Origin of the sequence: Streptomyces sp. NPDC005706 (genome assembly GCF_040631045.1) — a bacterium.
In the GTDB taxonomy this organism is placed as follows: Bacteria; Actinomycetota; Actinomycetes; order Streptomycetales; family Streptomycetaceae; genus Streptomyces.
Window position 1 is genome coordinate 110,805 of sequence record NZ_JBEXYS010000015.1, and the last position, 14,609, is coordinate 125,413.

Sequence of the window (14,609 nt, forward strand, 5' to 3'; positions counted from 1 at the left end):
GATTCTTCCGACCCCTTACAGCTTCATCAGGCTGGCGTCGTCGACCGAGGCCGAGTGGCGGGTACGGAACAGCGACACGATGATCGCGAGGCCCACCACGACCTCCGCGGCGGCGACGACCATCGTGAAGAAGGCGATGATCTGGCCGTCGAGGTTGCCGTGCATCCGGGAGAAGACGACGAACGCGAGGTTGCAGGCGTTGAGCATCAGCTCGACGCACATGAACACGACGATCGCGTTGCGCCGGATCAGCACCCCGGTCGCGCCGACGGTGAACAGCAGGGCCGCGAGATAGAGGTAGTTGACGGGGTTCACTTCGACGCCTCCTCGGGCCGCTTGAACGTCGCCGGCTCGATCCCGGTCCGCTCCAGACGCTCCGCGGCGCGCTGCTCCAGGGCCCGAAGGTCGTTGAGCGCCTCCGCCGACACGTCCCGGATCTGACCGCGTTCGCGCAGCGTCTTGCTGACGGTCAGCTCGGAGGGGGTGCCGTCGGGCAGCAGACCCGCGATGTCCACGGCGTTGTGCCGTGCGTAGACACCCGGGGCCGGCAGCGGCGGGATGTGCCGGCCTTCCCGGATGCGCTGCTCGGCCAGCTCGCGCTGGGTCTTCGCCCGCTCGGTGCGCTCCCGGTGGGTGAGCACCATCGCGCCGACGGCGGCCGTGATCAGCAGTGCGCCGGTGATCTCGAAGGCGAAGACGTACTTGGTGAAGATGAGGGACGCGAGGCCCTCCACGTTGCCGTTCGCGTTCGCCCGGCCGGTGCCGTTGAACTCCGTCAGGGAGGCGTTGCCGATGCCGGCGAACAGCAGGACGCCGAAGCCGACCCCGCAGAGCAGGGCCAGCCAGCGCTGGCCCTTGATGGTCTCCTTCAGCGAGTCCGCGGCCGTGACGCCGACGAGCATCACCACGAACAGGAACAGCATCATGATCGCGCCGGTGTAGACGACGATCTGCACGATGCCCAGGAAGTAGGCGCCGTTGGCGAGGTAGAACACCGCCAGGATGATCATGGTCCCGGCGAGGCAGAGGGCGCTGTGCACGGCCTTCTTCATCAGAACGGTGCACAGGGCGCCGATCACCGCGAACGTGCCGAGGACCCAGAACTGGAAGGCCTCACCGGTGGAGGTGCTGTAGGCGGCAAGCTGAGTCGCGCTCATCGGCCGATCACCTTCTCCGACGCCGGTTCGGTCTCGCCGAAGGTGCTGTCGCCCTCCTGCACCACCTCGCCCCTGGAGACGGCGGCCTGCCGCACCGTGCCCGGCGCGGCCTCCGTCACCAGGCCCCGGTAGTAGTCCTGTTCGTCCGTCCCCGGGAAGATCGCGTGCGGTGTGTCGACCATGCCCTCCTCGAGACCGGCGAGCAGCTGCTCCTTGGTGTAGATGAGGTTGGCGCGGCTGGAGTCGGCCAGTTCGAACTCGTTGGTCATCGTCAGCGCGCGCGTGGGGCACGCCTCGATGCACAGGCCGCACAGGATGCAGCGGGCGTAGTTGATCTGATAGACGCGGCCGTACCGCTCACCCGGCGAGTAACGCTCCTCGTCGGTGTTGTCGGCGCCCTCGACGTAGATGGCGTCGGCGGGGCAGGCCCAGGCGCACAGCTCGCAGCCGACGCACTTCTCCAGGCCGTCCGGATGGCGGTTGAGCTGGTGCCGTCCGTGGAACCGCGGAGCCGTGGTCTTCTGCTGCTCGGGGTACTGCTCGGTGAGCCGCTTCTTGAACATGGCCTTGAAGGTCACGCCGAAGCCGGCCACGGGGTTCTGGAAGCCGGGCTTGATCTGCCCGGACTCCGTTGGCTCCTCAGCCATCGGACGCCTCCTTTCCATCCGTAGATCCGTCACTGACAGTGTCCGGTCCACCACTGACAATCAGCTCCCGCTCCCGGCGCGGGCGGCGCCTGGGCGCCGGCGGCAGCTCCTGTCCGGGCAGCGGCGGCACGGGGAATCCGCCCGCCATCGGGTCGAATCCGGGCTGCGGGCCGGCGCTCTGCTCGTCCGTCCTCGCCTTCCCGCGGAACATGTCGGCGACGAAGGAGAGCAGCAGCAGGGCGAGGACTCCGCCGCCGACGTAGAGGGCGATGTCGGCGAAGTCGTAGTTCTCGTTGCGCAGCGCCCGCACGGTCGCGACGAGCATCAGCCAGGTCACCGAGACCGGGATGAGGACCTTCCAGCCGAGCTTCATCAGCTGGTCGTACCGGACCCGGGGGAGCGTGCCGCGCAGCCAGATGAAGAAGAACAGCAGCAACTGGACCTTGATCACGAACCAGAGCAGCGGCCACCAGCCGTGGTTCGCGCCCTCCCAGAAGCCGCTGATCGGCCAGGGAGCGCGCCAGCCGCCGAGGAACAGGGTGGTCGAGACGGCCGACACCGTCACCATGTTCACGTACTCGGCGAGCATGAACATCGCGAACTTGATGGACGAGTACTCGGTGTTGAAGCCGCCGACCAGGTCGCCCTCGGACTCCGGCATGTCGAAGGGGGCGCGGTTGGTCTCGCCGACCATCGTGACGATGTAGAGGATGAAGGAGACCGGCAGCAGCAGGATGTACCAGCGGTCGTGCTGCTGCTCGACGATGGTCGACGTCGACATCGACCCCGAGTAGAGGAACACGGAGGCGAACGCGGCGCCCATGGCGATCTCGTAGGAGATCATCTGGGCACAGGAGCGGAGGCCGCCGAGCAGCGGGTAGGTGGATCCGGAGCTCCAGCCCGCCAGCACGATGCCGTAGATGCCGACCGAGGCGACCGCGAGGATGAAGAGCATCGCGATCGGCAGGTCGGTGAGCTGCATCGCGGTCCGCGTGCCGAAGATCGAGATCTCGTTGTCGGCGGGGCCGAAGGGGATCACCGCGATCGCCATGAAGGCCGGGATGGCCGCGACGATCGGCGCGAGGACGTAGACCACCTTGTCCGCGCGCTTGACGATGACGTCTTCCTTGAGCATCAGCTTGATGCCGTCGGCGAGCGACTGGAGCATGCCCCAGGGGCCGTGCCGGTTCGGGCCGATGCGAAGCTGCATCCAGGCGACGACCTTGCGCTCCCAGACGATGGAGAACAGCACGGTCACCATCAGGAACGCGAAGCAGAAGACCGCCTTGACGACGACCAGCCACCAGGGGTCCCGGCCGAACATCGAGAGGTCTTCAGCCGCGAGGTACGGGCTCATGCCTCCACCTCCTTGGGGGCCTGTTCGGCGCGTGCCGCCGGGCCGATACGGACGAGGGAGCCGGGCTGCGCACCGGTGTCGGAGGCGACGCCCGCGCCGGCGGAGTTCAGCGGCAGCCACACCACCCGGTCGGGCATCTCGGTGACCTGGAGCGGGAGTTCCACGGTGCCGCAGGAGCCGGTGACGGCCAGGACGCCGCCGTCCTCGACACCGGCCTCGGCGGCCGTCGCCGCCGACACGCGCGCGCGTGCGGCGTGCCGAGTCCCGGCGAGCGCCTCGTCGCCCTCCTGCAGGACACCCTGGTCGAGCAGCAGCCGGTGCCCGGCGAGTACGGCCTCGCCGACGGCCGGCCGGGGCAGGACGCCCCCCGTCTCCAGGGGGTCGGTGGACCGCGGGCCGTCCCAGGGGCCGAGCCGGTCGATCTCCGCGCGTGCGGTACGCAGGTCCGGCAGGCCGAGGTGGACGTCCATGGCGTCGGCCAGCATCTGCAGTACCCGCCCGTCGGTGGGGGCGAGGCGGCGGGTCATCTGGTCGGGCTTGAGCGCGGCCTCGAAGAAGCGCACCCTGCCCTCCCAGTTCAGGAAGGTGCCCGCCTTCTCGGCGACCGCCGCGACCGGCAGGACCACGTCGGCGTGGCCGGTGACCTCGCTGGGCCGCAGCTCCAGCGACAGCAGGAAGCCGACGTTCGCGAACGCCTCACGCGCGCGTGCCGGGTCGGGCAGGTCGCCGACCTCCACACCGGCGACCACCAGCGCGGACAGTTCGCCGGTGGCGGCCGCCTCGATCATCTGGTGGGTGTCCCGGCCGTGACGGGCGGGGAGTTCGGCGAGCCCCCAGACCGCGGCGACCTCCTCCCGCGCACGCGGGTCGGTCGCCGGGCGGCCGCCCGGCAGCAGCGACGGCAGCGCGCCGGCCTCGACCGCACCGCGTTCGCCCGCCCGCCGCGGGATCCACACCAGCTGGGCGCCGGTGGCGGCGGCGGCGCGTACGGCGGCGGTGAGTCCGCCCGCGACCGAGGCGAGCCTCTCCCCCACGACGATCACCGCGCCGTCGGCGCGCAGGGCCTCGGCGGCCTTCGTGCCGGGCTCCTCCAGGCCGACGCCGCTCGCGAGGGCGTCCAGCCACTCGGTCTCGGTGCCGGGCGCGGCCGCCAGCAGCGTGCCGCCCGCTTTCTCCAGGCCGCGCGTCGCGTGCGTGGCGAGGGAGAACACCCGCTGCTTGTGCTTGCGCCAGGCCTTGCGCAGTCGCAGGAAGACGCCGGGCGCCTCCTCCTCCGACTCGAACCCTGCGAGCAGGACGGCGGGCGCCTTCTCCAGCGCGGCGTAGGTGACGCCGGTGCCGTCGAGGTCACGGCCGCGGCCCGCCACCCGGGCCGCGAGGAAGTCGGCCTCCTCGGCGCTGTGCACGCGCGCGCGGAAGTCGATGTCGTTCGTGCCGAGCGCCACGCGCGCGAACTTGCTGTAGGCGTAGGCGTCCTCGACGGTCAGCCGGCCGCCGGTGAGGACACCGGCCCGGGAACGGGCGGCGGTCAGCCCGCGCGCGGCCGCTTCCAGTGCCTCCGGCCAGGAGGCGGGCTCCAGAACGCCTTCGGCGTTGCGCACCAGCGGGACGTCGAGGCGGTCCTTCGTCTGCGCGTACCGGAACGCGAAGCGTCCCTTGTCGCAGATCCACTCCTCGTTGACCTCGGGGTCGTCGGCGGCGAGCCGCCGCATGACCTTGCCGCGCCGGTGGTCGGTGCGCGTCGCGCAGCCGCCCGAGCAGTGTTCGCACACCGACGGCGAGGAGATGAGGTCGAAGGGCCGGGAGCGGAAGCGGTAGGCCGCCGAGGTGAGCGCGCCCACCGGGCAGATCTGGATGGTGTTGCCGGAGAAGTACGACTCGAACGGGTCGCCCTCACCGGTGCCGACCTGCTGCAGCGCGCCCCGCTCGATCAGCTCGATCATCGGGTCGCCCGCCACCTGGTTGGAGAAGCGGGTGCAGCGGGCGCACAGCACGCACCGCTCGCGGTCCAGGAGCACCTGCGTCGAGATCGGCACGGGCTTCTCGTAGGTCCGCTTGCGGCCCTCGAAGCGGGACTCCGCGTTGCCGTGCGACATGGCCTGGTTCTGCAGGGGGCACTCGCCGCCCTTGTCGCAGACCGGGCAGTCCAGCGGGTGGTTGATGAGCAGCAGCTCCATCACACCGTGCTGCGCCTTCTCGGCGACCGGCGAGGTGAGCTGGGTCTTCACCACCATGCCGTCCGTGCACGTGATGGTGCAGGACGCCATGGGCTTGCGCTGGCCCTCGACCTCGACGATGCACTGGCGGCAGGCGCCGGCCGGGTCCAGCAGGGGGTGGTCGCAGAACCGCGGGATCTCGATGCCGAGCTGCTCGGCGGCCCGGATGACCAGGGTGCCCTTGGGCACGCTGATCTCGACGCCGTCGATCGTCAGCGTGACGAGGTCCTCCGGCGGGACCGCCGCCTCTCCCCCTCCGGAGGGAGCACTGGTGGTCACGGTCATGCGTTCACCTCCGGGCGGTCCGCCCAGGCCGTCGACTTGGCCGGGTCGAAGGGGCAGCCCCGGCCCGTGATGTGCTGCTCGTACTCCTCGCGGAAGTACTTCAGCGAGGAGAAGATCGGTGATGCGGCGCCGTCACCGAGGGCGCAGAAGGACTTGCCGTTGATGTTGTCGGCGATGTCGGCGAGCTTGTCGAGGTCGGACATGGCGCCCTTGCCGGCCTCGATGTCCCGCATCAACTGCACGAGCCAGTACGTTCCCTCGCGGCACGGGGTGCACTTGCCGCAGGACTCGTGGGCGTAGAACTCGGTCCAGCGGGTCACCGCCCGCACCACGCAGGTCGTCTCGTCAAAGCACTGCAGGGCCTTGGTGCCGAGCATGGAACCCGCGGCACCGACCCCTTCGTAGTCGAGGGGGACGTCGAGGTGCTCGTCGGTGAACATCGGGGTGGAGGAGCCGCCCGGGGTCCAGAACTTGAGGCGGTGGCCGGGCCGCATTCCGCCGCTCATGTCGAGGAGCTGGCGGAGTGTGACGCCGAGCGGCGCCTCGTACTGGCCGGGGCTCGCGACGTGGCCGCTGAGCGAGTAGAGCGTGAAGCCCGGGGACTTCTCGCTGCCCATCGACCTGAACCAGTCTTTCCCGTTTTTGAGGATGGCGGGAACCGACGCGATCGACTCGACGTTGTTCACAACAGTCGGGCAGGCATAGAGCCCTTCGACGGCTGGGAAAGGGGGACGGAGCCGCGGTTGACCACGGCGGCCTTCGAGCGAGTCGAGCAGTGCGGTCTCCTCACCGCAGATGTACGCGCCGGCGCCGGCGTGCACGGTGAGGTCGAGGTCGAGTCCGCTGCCCAGGATGTTCTCGCCGAGGTAGCCCGCCGCGTAGGCCTCGCGCACGGCCTCGTGCAACCGCCGCAGAACGGGGACGACCTCACCACGCAGATAGATGAAGGCATGCGAAGACCGGATGGCGTAACACGCGATCACGATGCCCTCGATGAGGCTGTGCGGGTTCGCGAAGAGGAGCGGGATGTCCTTGCAGGTTCCCGGCTCCGACTCGTCGGCGTTGACAACTAGATAGTGCGGTTTTCCATCACCCTGGGGAATGAACTGCCATTTCATTCCCGTCGGGAATCCCGCGCCGCCGCGCCCGCGCAGACCGGACTCCTTGACGTACGCGATCAGGTCGTCCGGTGACATGGCGAGCGCCTTGCGGAGCCCCTCGTACCCCTCGTGCCTCCGGTAGACGTCCAGGGACCAGGACCGGTCCTCGTCCCAGAAGGCCGACAGCACGGGTGCGAGCAGCTTCTCGGGGCTCGTGTCCTTGAGTTCGGGTGCCACGGTCATCACTCCCCCTCCTCGGCGGCGGGCCCTGCCGGGTGGGCCGGGTCGGAGGCCGATGTCTGCTGCGGCGCGTCATGAGAACTGAGGTGCTCGGCCGTCGACGGCCGGTGCGCCCGGTCCTGCGGTTCGTCATGCGGACCGCCGTCGCGCGGATGGACCACGCGCGCGGGTGCGGCCTCTCCCTTTGCCAGGCGAAGGCCCACCAGCGACGCGGGTCCCGCACTGCCGCCCTCCTCGACGGCTCCGGGCCGCTCGTCGGGGAAGCCGGCCAGGATCCGCGCGGTCTCCTTGAAGGTGCACAGGCGCGCCCCGCGCGTGGGCTGTACGGGCCGCCCCTCGCGCAGGTCGTCGACCAGGCGCTTGGCGCTGCCGGGGGTCTGGTTGTCGAAGAACTCCCAGTTGACCATCACGACCGGCGCGAAGTCGCAGGCCGCGTTGCACTCGATGTGCTCCAGGGTGACCTTGCCGTCGCCGGTGGTCTCGCCGTTGCCGACGCCCAGGTGTTCCTGGAGGGTCTCGAAGATCGCGTCGCCGCCCATCACCGCGCACAGGGTGTTGGTGCAGACGCCCACCTGGTAGTCGCCGGAGGGCTTGCGCCGGTACATGGTGTAGAAGGTGGCGACGGCGGTGACCTCGGCCGTGGTCAGGTCCAGCATGTCCGCACAGAACTGCATGCCGGTGCGGGTGACGTGGCCCTCCTCCGACTGCACGAGGTGGAGCAGCGGCAGCAGGGCCGACCGGGAGTCGGGGTAGCGGGCGATCACGTCGCGCGCGTCCGTCTCCAGCCGGGCCCGGACGTCGTCCGGGTACGCGGGTGCGGGCAGTTGGGGCATGCCCAGGCTGACGCCCCGCTCCGAAGAACTGGTGGTCACCGGTCGACGCCTCCCATCACGGGGTCGATGGACGCCACGGCGACGATGACGTCGGCGACCTGGCCGCCCTCGCACATCGCCGCCATGGCCTGCAGGTTGGTGAAGGACGGGTCGCGGAAGTGGACCCGGAAGGGGCGGGTGCCGCCGTCGGAGACGGCGTGGACCCCGAGTTCGCCCTTGGGCGATTCGACGGCCGCGTACGCCTGTCCCGGCGGTACCCGGAAGCCCTCGGTGACGAGCTTGAAGTGGTGGATCAGGGCCTCCATGGAGGTGCCCATGATCTTCCTGATGTGGTCGAGGGAGTTGCCGAGCCCGTCCGGTCCCAGGGCGAGCTGGGCGGGCCAGGCGATCTTCTTGTCGGCGACCATGACCGGGCCGGGCTGGAGCCGGTCCAGGCACTGCTCGACGATGCCGAGCGACTGGCGCATCTCCTCCAGGCGGATCAGGAAGCGCCCGTAGGAGTCGCAGGAGTCGGCGGTCGGGACGTCGAAGTCGTACGTCTCGTAGCCGCAGTACGGCTGGGTCTTGCGCAGGTCGTGCGGCAGGCCGGTGGAGCGCAGGATCGGGCCGGTGGCGCCGAGGGCCATGCAGCCGGCCAGGTCGAGGTGGCCGACGTTCTGCATGCGGGCCTTGAAGATGGGGTTCCCAGTGGCGAGCTTGTCGTACTCCGGGAGGTTCTTCTTCATCTTCTTCACGAACTCGCGGATCTGGTCCACCGCGCCGGGCGGCAGGTCCTGGGCGAGTCCGCCGGGGCGGATGTACGCGTGGTTCATCCGCAGGCCCGTGATGAGCTCGTAGATGTCGAGAATCATTTCACGATCACGGAATCCGTAGATCATGATCGTGGTGGCGCCGAGCTCCATGCCACCGGTGGCGATGCACACCAGGTGGGAGGAGAGCCGGTTCAGCTCCATCAGGAGGACCCGGATGATCTTGGCGCGCTCGGTGATCTCGTCCTCGATGCCGAGGAGCTTCTCGACGGCGAGACAGTAGGCGGTCTCGTTGAAGAAGGACGTCAGGTAGTCCATGCGCGTCACGAACGTGGTGCCCTGCGTCCAGGTCCGGTACTCGAGGTTCTTCTCGATGCCGGTGTGGAGGTAGCCGATGCCGCAGCGGGCCTCGGTGACCGTCTCGCCCTCGATCTCGAGGATCAGACGGAGCACCCCATGGGTGGACGGGTGCTGGGGACCCATGTTGACGACGATGCGCTCGTCGTCGGCGCGGGCCGCGGACTGGACGATCTCGTCCCAGTCGCCGCCGGTGACCGTGTAGACGGTGCCCTCGGTGGTCTCTCGAGAAGAACTCTCCGTCCCGGAGGGACCCGATGAGGGGTGGTGGCCGGGCGACGGGCGGGCTGATGCTGACTGCGTGCTCACGAGTACGACCTCCGCTGGTCCGGAGCCGGGATCTGGGCGCCCTTGTACTCGACGGCGATGCCGCCGAGGGGGTAGTCCTTGCGCTGCGGGTGGCCCTGCCAGTCGTCCGGCATCATGATCCGGGTCAGGGCCGGGTGGCCGTCGAAGACGATCCCGAAGAAGTCCCAGGTCTCGCGCTCGTGCCAGTCGTTGGTCGGATACACGGAGACCAGGGACGGGATGCGCGGCTCGCTGTCGGGGGCGCTCACCTCCAGCCGGATCAGCCGGTTGTGGGTGATCGAGCGCAGGTGGTAGACGGCGTGCAGCTCGCGGCCCTTGTCTTGCGGGTAGTGGACGCCGCTGACGCCGGTGCACAGCTCGAAGCGCAGGGCGGGGTCGTCGCGCAGGGTGCGGGCGACGCGGACCAGGTGCTCGCGTTCGATGTGGAAGGTCAGTTCGCCGCGGTCGACGACCGTCTTCTCGATGGCGTTCTCCGGCAGGAGCCCCTGTTCCTCCAGGGCACCCTCGAGTTCGTCGGCCACCTCGTCGAACCAGCCGCCGTAGGGCCGGTTCGCCGGTCCCGGGAGGCGGACCGAGCGGACGAGGCCGCCGTAGCCGGAGGTGTCGCCGCCGTTGTTGGCGCCGAACATGCCGCGCTGGACGCGGATCTCCTCGCCGCCCTGGGCGCGCTGGCCGGGGAGGTTGGAGGCGGCGAGGTCCTTCTCGGGGTTCACCCCGTCCGAGGACCCGTTGACGCCGTTGGTGCCGTGTCCGTCGCTCACCGCAGCAGCCCCTTCATCTCGATCGTGGGCAGGGCCTTGAGCGCCGCCTCCTCCGCCTCACGGGCGGCTTCCTCGGCGTTCACGCCGAGCTTGGAGGACTGGATCTTCTGGTGGAGCTTGAGGATCGCGTCCATCAGCATCTCGGGCCGCGGCGGGCAGCCGGGGAGGTAGATGTCGACCGGGACGATGTGGTCGACGCCCTGGACGATCGCGTAGTTGTTGAACATGCCGCCCGAGGAGGCGCAGACGCCCATGGAGATCACCCACTTGGGGTTGGGCATCTGGTCGTAGACCTGCCTGAGGACCGGCGCCATCTTCTGGCTGACCCGGCCGGCGACGATCATCAGGTCCGCCTGGCGCGGTGAGCCGCGGAAGACCTCCATGCCGAAGCGCGCGAGGTCGTAGCGTCCGGCGCCGGTGGTCATCATCTCGATGGCGCAGCAGGCGAGGCCGAAGGTGGCCGGGAAGACGGACGCCTTGCGCACCCAGCCCGCGGCCTGCTCGACGGTGGTCAGCAGGAAACCGCTCGGCAGTTTTTCTTCGAGTCCCATGTCGTTAAAGGCCCCTCAGTCCCATTCCAGGCCGCCGCGCCGCCATACGTACGCGTACGCCACGAAGACGGTGAGCACGAAGAGCAGCATCTCCACGAGCCCGAAGATCCCCAGGGCGTCGAAGGTGACGGCCCAGGGGTAGAGGAAGACGATCTCGATGTCGAAGACGATGAAGAGCATCGCCGTCAGGTAGTACTTGATGGGGAAGCGCCCGCCGCCGGCCGGCGTGGGGGTCGGCTCGATACCGCACTCGTAGGCCTCGAGCTTGGCGCGGTTGTACCGCTTCGGACCGATCAGCGTGGCCATGACCACGGAGAAGATCGCAAAGCCTGCCCCGAGGGCTCCCAGTACGAGGATGGGCGCATACGCGTTCACCGCTCCTCGCTCCTCTCAGTCGGCACTGACTGCTGGCGGTTGCACCGGGCTCACGTCCGCCCCACCGGTCCCACGAACCCCGCTCGTCCCGGGCGAAGATCGAGAACATGTGAAGCAGGTCACAAGCCCAACTGCCTCGCATCTTATGCCTGCCGCTCTGTGATCTGCGACACGGGGTATTACACAACCTTTGTGATCTCCACCACCTGACGAAGGATCATGAAGTCGGATGATCGGTGATCTTCGTACGCGAAGCGTCCAGCTGATCACCAGAAGTGACATTTTCGCTCGTCGCCGCAGGTGAAAGAGGTCGTCTCAATATCAAGAGAGTTCCGCTGCATGCAAATTGGCTCTGGACTGGGCGCCCTGATAGAGGACCGCGTTCACACATCAGAGGGAGGTCCGGGGCGAGGTGTGGACGCGGCGGGGGCGCGTGCACGCGTTCACGAACTCCCCTCCGCCTTTCACTCACCCCCCACCCGCGCGGGACGCCGTCCTTCCGATGACCGTTCCGTGACCTCCGCCACATTGATGAGAGGTGTCTGAGAGCGGGGCTTGGCCAACGACCCGAACGAGTGGTAGGTGCAGGGCAATTCGGACGTAATGATCAAAGACCGTGATCAAGGGCTTGATCGCGGGCGTCCGCAATGTCCGTTACGGCGTCAATAAAGGGTGACGCGCCGGGCTTTTGAGGCCCCCGTTGAACAACTGTGGCGCACCACACGTTTCTTGAAGATATGAAGGAGCCCCTGGTACCGGTTGTTCCCATGTCCCACACCGCTCACATACGCAGCCACCGGAAGCCCCGCCGCAGCGCGTCGACCCTCGCGATGCGGGCCGGAGTCGCCGGTGGCGTCCTCAGCACCCTGGCAGTAGCCGGGGCGTCCGGATCGGCGAACGCTGCCGAGCCGGTGACGCAGACCCTCGAACTGCCCACGCTCACGGCCGACCTGGCCGCTCAGGTCGCCCAGTCCGCGGACGCCACTCAGCAGGCCGCGGCCAACTACGAACTGCAGGCCGAGCGCGACGCGGCCGCCGCGAACGCCGCGAAGCAGGCCAAGTCGGACCTCGCCGAGGCCAAGCAGAAGGCGGCCGAGGCCAAGAAGAAGGCTCAGGAGGCCGCCCGCAAGGCCGCCGCCGCCCGCGCCGCCCGCAGCGCCGAGCGCACGACGCTCTCCACCACGGCGAGCACCGGCGTCTCCGCCGGCACGAGCACGAGCACGTCCACCGCCACCGGTTCGGCGGCGTCCATCGTCTCCTTCGTGAAGGCTCAGGTCGGCAAGGCCTACGTCTCCGGCGCCACCGGCCCCTCCGCGTACGACTGCTCCGGCCTGGTGCAGACGGCGTTCAAGCAGGTCGGCATCAGCCTGCCGCGTGTCTCCCAGGACCAGTCGACGGCCGGCACCCAGGTGTCGCTGAGCAACCTGCAGCCCGGCGACATCCTCTACTGGGGCAGCGCGGGCAGCGCGTACCACGTGGCGGTGTACGTCGGCGACGGCATGTTCGTCGGCGCCCAGAACCCCTCCAGCGGCGTCCAGGAGAAGCCGCTGTCGTACGACCCGCCCACCGGCGCGGTGCGGGTGCTCTGAGCGCTCCACACGCCTTCAGGGACGTCAGGGGCCGCAGCCGCTCGGGGGCAGCGGCCCTCACGTCCGCTCCTGTCCAGGGGCACGACGGCAACGGCGGCGGCCCGGCGGACGAGTTCCTCGTCCGCCGGGCCGCCGCCGTCCGCGTCTGCGCTCACGCGCCCCGGTCACGTCCCGGGCGCGGTCCTCACGCCTTCGGCGCGACCCTGCTCAGGCCGTTGATGATGCGGTCCATCGCGTCGCCGCCCGTGGGGTCGGTGAGGTTCGCCAGGAGCTTCAGCGTGAACTTCATCAGGACGGGGTGGGTCAGACCGCGCTGGGCGGCGATCTGCATGACCTTCGGGTTGCCGATGAGCTTCACGAAGGCGCGGCCCAGGCTGTAGTAGCCGCCGTAGGTGTCCTTGAGGACGCGCGGGTAGCGCTGCAGGGCGATCTCGCGCTGGGCGGGTGTCGCGCGCGCGTGGGCCTGCACGATGACGTCGGCGGCGATCTGGCCGGACTCCATGGCGTAGGCGATGCCTTCACCGTTGAAGGGGTTCACCAGGCCGCCCGCGTCGCCGACGAGCAGCAGCCCCTTGGTGTAGTGCGGCTGGCGGTTGAAGGCCATGGGCAGGGCGGCGCCGCGGATCGGGCCGGTCATGTTCTCGGGGGTGTAGCCCCAGTCCTCGGGCATGGACGCGCACCAGGCCTTGAGGATCTCGCGCCAGTCCAGCTCCTTGAAGGCGGCCGAGGTGTTCAGCACGCCGAGGCCGACGTTGGAGGTGCCGTCGCCCATGCCGAAGATCCAGCCGTAGCCGGGCAGCAGACGCTCCTGGGCGCCGCGCCGGTCCCACAGCTCCAGCCAGGACTCCAGGTAGTCGTCGTCGTGGCGGGGGGAGGTGAAGTAGGTGCGCACCGCGACGCCCATCGGGCGGTCCTCTCGGCGGTGCAGGCCCATCGCGAGGGACAGGCGGGTGGAGTTGCCGTCGGCGGCGACGACGAGCGGCGCGTGGAAGGTGACCTCACGCTTCTCCTCGCCGAGCTTGGCGGTCACACCGGTGATGCGGCCGGTGCGGTCGTCGACGACGGGACCGGAGACGTTGCAGCGCTCGAAGAGGCGGGCGCCGGCCTTCTGGGCGTTGCGGGCGAGCTGCTCGTCGAAGTCGTCGCGCTTGCGGACGAGGCCGTAGTCCGGGAACGAGGCGAGATCGGGCCAGTCGAGCTGGAGACGGCTGCCGCCGCCGATGATGCGCAGGCCCTTGTTGCGCAGCCAGCCGGCCTCTTCGGAGACGTCGATGCCCATCGCCACGAGCTGCTTGACCGCGCGCGGGGTGAGGCCGTCGCCGCAGACCTTCTCGCGCGGGAACTCGGTCTTCTCCAGCAGGAGGACGTCGAGCCCGGCCTTGGCGAGGTGGTACGCGGTGGTGGAGCCGGCCGGCCCCGCGCCGACGACGATCACATCGGCGGTGTTCTCGGAGAGGGGCTCAGTCACGACTGTCACGGCGGGATCTCCCCAAGTTCGAAATCTGCGTGCCGACCGGCACTGGACATGGGCAGTCTATTCAGCAGTACTGATCACCCGGCTGAAGGGCTGCCCCGTGAACCGAGCTCTCCCCGCTGTACGGCTGCGTGTGCCCACCGACGAGGACGCGTTCTCCTGGCACCGGGTCTTCGACGACCCGGAGGTCATGGAGTTCCACGGGGGCCGGTCCGCCGAGGTGTCGGTGTACGAGGAGCTGACCGCGCGCCAGCGCCGGCACGACGCGGAGCGGGGGTTCTGCCTGTGGTCGGTGCTGGACGACGAGGACGGCATGGTCGGCTTCACCGGGGCCCAGCCGTGGCCGCACGCCTGGGGACCCGCGGGCGAGATCGAGATCGGCTGGCGGCTGGGCCGGGCGCACTGGGGACGGGGGTATGCCACGGCCGCCGCCGAGGAGACGCTGGACCGGCTGCGGGCGGCCGGGGTGGACCGGGTGGTGGCGATGGTCGACGCGCGCAACGAACGCTCCATCGCGGTCACCCGGCGCCTCGGCATGCGGCTCGCGGAGACGTTCACGACGCCGGCCTCGGCACGGCAGGGGCACTGCTACCGACTTGATCTGTGACT

The 14,609-nt window shown here is 69.5% G+C and carries 14 protein-coding genes; 2 read left to right on the forward strand and 12 right to left on the reverse strand.

From position 1 onward, the window contains the following. Positions 1 to 15 precede the first annotated feature (15 nt). From nuoK to ABZ478_RS23740, 11 genes are read right to left on the reverse strand one after another with little or no spacing between them, the layout of a single operon-like run. Entirely contained in the window at positions 16 to 315 is a 300-nt protein-coding gene (gene nuoK, locus ABZ478_RS23690) for an NADH-quinone oxidoreductase subunit NuoK (RefSeq protein ID WP_020941573.1), read from the reverse strand. Further along, positions 312 to 1,157: an NADH-quinone oxidoreductase subunit J gene (locus tag ABZ478_RS23695; protein WP_359552485.1), complete on the reverse strand. Its 846-nt coding sequence runs from the start codon at positions 1,155 to 1,157 to the stop codon at positions 312 to 314. The genes nuoK and ABZ478_RS23695 overlap by 4 nt, the downstream gene beginning before the upstream one ends. Continuing rightward, positions 1,154 to 1,804: an NADH-quinone oxidoreductase subunit NuoI gene (gene nuoI / locus ABZ478_RS23700; protein WP_359552487.1), complete on the reverse strand. Its 651-nt coding sequence runs from the start codon at positions 1,802 to 1,804 to the stop codon at positions 1,154 to 1,156. The genes ABZ478_RS23695 and nuoI overlap by 4 nt, the downstream gene beginning before the upstream one ends. Further along, positions 1,797 to 3,161, reverse strand: a complete 1,365-nt coding sequence (gene nuoH / locus ABZ478_RS23705; RefSeq protein WP_359552488.1) for an NADH-quinone oxidoreductase subunit NuoH — start codon at positions 3,159 to 3,161, stop codon at positions 1,797 to 1,799. The genes nuoI and nuoH overlap by 8 nt, the downstream gene beginning before the upstream one ends. Beyond that, positions 3,158 to 5,662: an NADH-quinone oxidoreductase subunit G gene (locus ABZ478_RS23710; RefSeq protein WP_359552489.1), complete on the reverse strand. Its 2,505-nt coding sequence runs from the start codon at positions 5,660 to 5,662 to the stop codon at positions 3,158 to 3,160. Before ABZ478_RS23710 ends, nuoH begins: the two co-directional genes overlap by 4 nt. Then, complete coding sequence (nuoF, locus tag ABZ478_RS23715) at positions 5,659 to 7,008, reverse strand: NADH-quinone oxidoreductase subunit NuoF (RefSeq protein WP_359552491.1); 1,350 nt, start codon at positions 7,006 to 7,008, stop codon at positions 5,659 to 5,661. The genes ABZ478_RS23710 and nuoF overlap by 4 nt, the downstream gene beginning before the upstream one ends. Next, entirely contained in the window at positions 7,005 to 7,874 is an 870-nt protein-coding gene (nuoE, locus tag ABZ478_RS23720; protein WP_359552493.1) for an NADH-quinone oxidoreductase subunit NuoE, read from the reverse strand. Before nuoE ends, nuoF begins: the two co-directional genes overlap by 4 nt. Further along, complete coding sequence (locus tag ABZ478_RS23725; RefSeq protein ID WP_359552495.1) at positions 7,871 to 9,250, reverse strand: NADH-quinone oxidoreductase subunit D; 1,380 nt, start codon at positions 9,248 to 9,250, stop codon at positions 7,871 to 7,873. The genes nuoE and ABZ478_RS23725 overlap by 4 nt, the downstream gene beginning before the upstream one ends. After that, the gene (locus ABZ478_RS23730; protein ID WP_359552497.1) at positions 9,247 to 10,011 is read right to left on the reverse strand and encodes an NADH-quinone oxidoreductase subunit C; all 765 of its coding nucleotides are present in this window, start codon (positions 10,009 to 10,011) and stop codon (positions 9,247 to 9,249) included. Before ABZ478_RS23730 ends, ABZ478_RS23725 begins: the two co-directional genes overlap by 4 nt. Further along, complete coding sequence (locus ABZ478_RS23735; protein ID WP_007383964.1) at positions 10,008 to 10,562, reverse strand: NADH-quinone oxidoreductase subunit B; 555 nt, start codon at positions 10,560 to 10,562, stop codon at positions 10,008 to 10,010. Before ABZ478_RS23735 ends, ABZ478_RS23730 begins: the two co-directional genes overlap by 4 nt. A 15-nt stretch (positions 10,563 to 10,577) precedes the next feature. Then, positions 10,578 to 10,937 carry an NADH-quinone oxidoreductase subunit A gene (locus ABZ478_RS23740; protein WP_003992243.1) on the reverse strand — a complete coding sequence of 120 codons (360 nt, stop codon included), beginning with the start codon at positions 10,935 to 10,937 and terminating at the stop codon, positions 10,578 to 10,580. A gap of 767 nt (positions 10,938 to 11,704) precedes the next feature. On the opposite strand from ABZ478_RS23740, the gene ABZ478_RS23745 reads away from it, so the two are divergent. After that, a complete protein-coding gene (locus tag ABZ478_RS23745; RefSeq protein WP_359552499.1) occupies positions 11,705 to 12,526 on the forward strand; it encodes a C40 family peptidase in 822 nt (273 codons plus the stop codon). A 184-nt stretch (positions 12,527 to 12,710) separates the two neighbouring features. On the opposite strand, the gene ABZ478_RS23750 is transcribed toward ABZ478_RS23745, so the two are convergent. Then, entirely contained in the window at positions 12,711 to 14,003 is a 1,293-nt protein-coding gene (locus ABZ478_RS23750) for a geranylgeranyl reductase family protein (protein ID WP_359552501.1), read from the reverse strand. A 97-nt stretch (positions 14,004 to 14,100) separates the two neighbouring features. On the opposite strand from ABZ478_RS23750, the gene ABZ478_RS23755 reads away from it, so the two are divergent. Continuing rightward, the gene (locus ABZ478_RS23755; protein WP_359552503.1) at positions 14,101 to 14,607 is read left to right on the forward strand and encodes a GNAT family N-acetyltransferase; all 507 of its coding nucleotides are present in this window, start codon (positions 14,101 to 14,103) and stop codon (positions 14,605 to 14,607) included. Positions 14,608 to 14,609: the final 2 nt, after the last annotated feature.

Bases quoted from the DNA above. Each gene is read 5' to 3' on its own strand.
- nuoH (WP_359552488.1), bottom strand. From the start codon at position 3,161: ATGAGCCCGTACCTCGCGGCTGAAGACCTCTCGATGTTCGGCCGGGAC.
- ABZ478_RS23695 (WP_359552485.1), bottom strand. From the start codon at position 1,157: ATGAGCGCGACTCAGCTTGCCGCCTACAGCACCTCCACCGGTGAGGCC.
- ABZ478_RS23735 (WP_007383964.1), bottom strand. From the start codon at position 10,562: ATGGGACTCGAAGAAAAACTGCCGAGCGGTTTCCTGCTGACCACCGTC.
- nuoI (WP_359552487.1), bottom strand. From the start codon at position 1,804: ATGGCTGAGGAGCCAACGGAGTCCGGGCAGATCAAGCCCGGCTTCCAG.
- ABZ478_RS23710 (WP_359552489.1), bottom strand. From the start codon at position 5,662: ATGACCGTGACCACCAGTGCTCCCTCCGGAGGGGGAGAGGCGGCGGTC.
- ABZ478_RS23745 (WP_359552499.1), top strand. From the start codon at position 11,705: ATGTCCCACACCGCTCACATACGCAGCCACCGGAAGCCCCGCCGCAGC.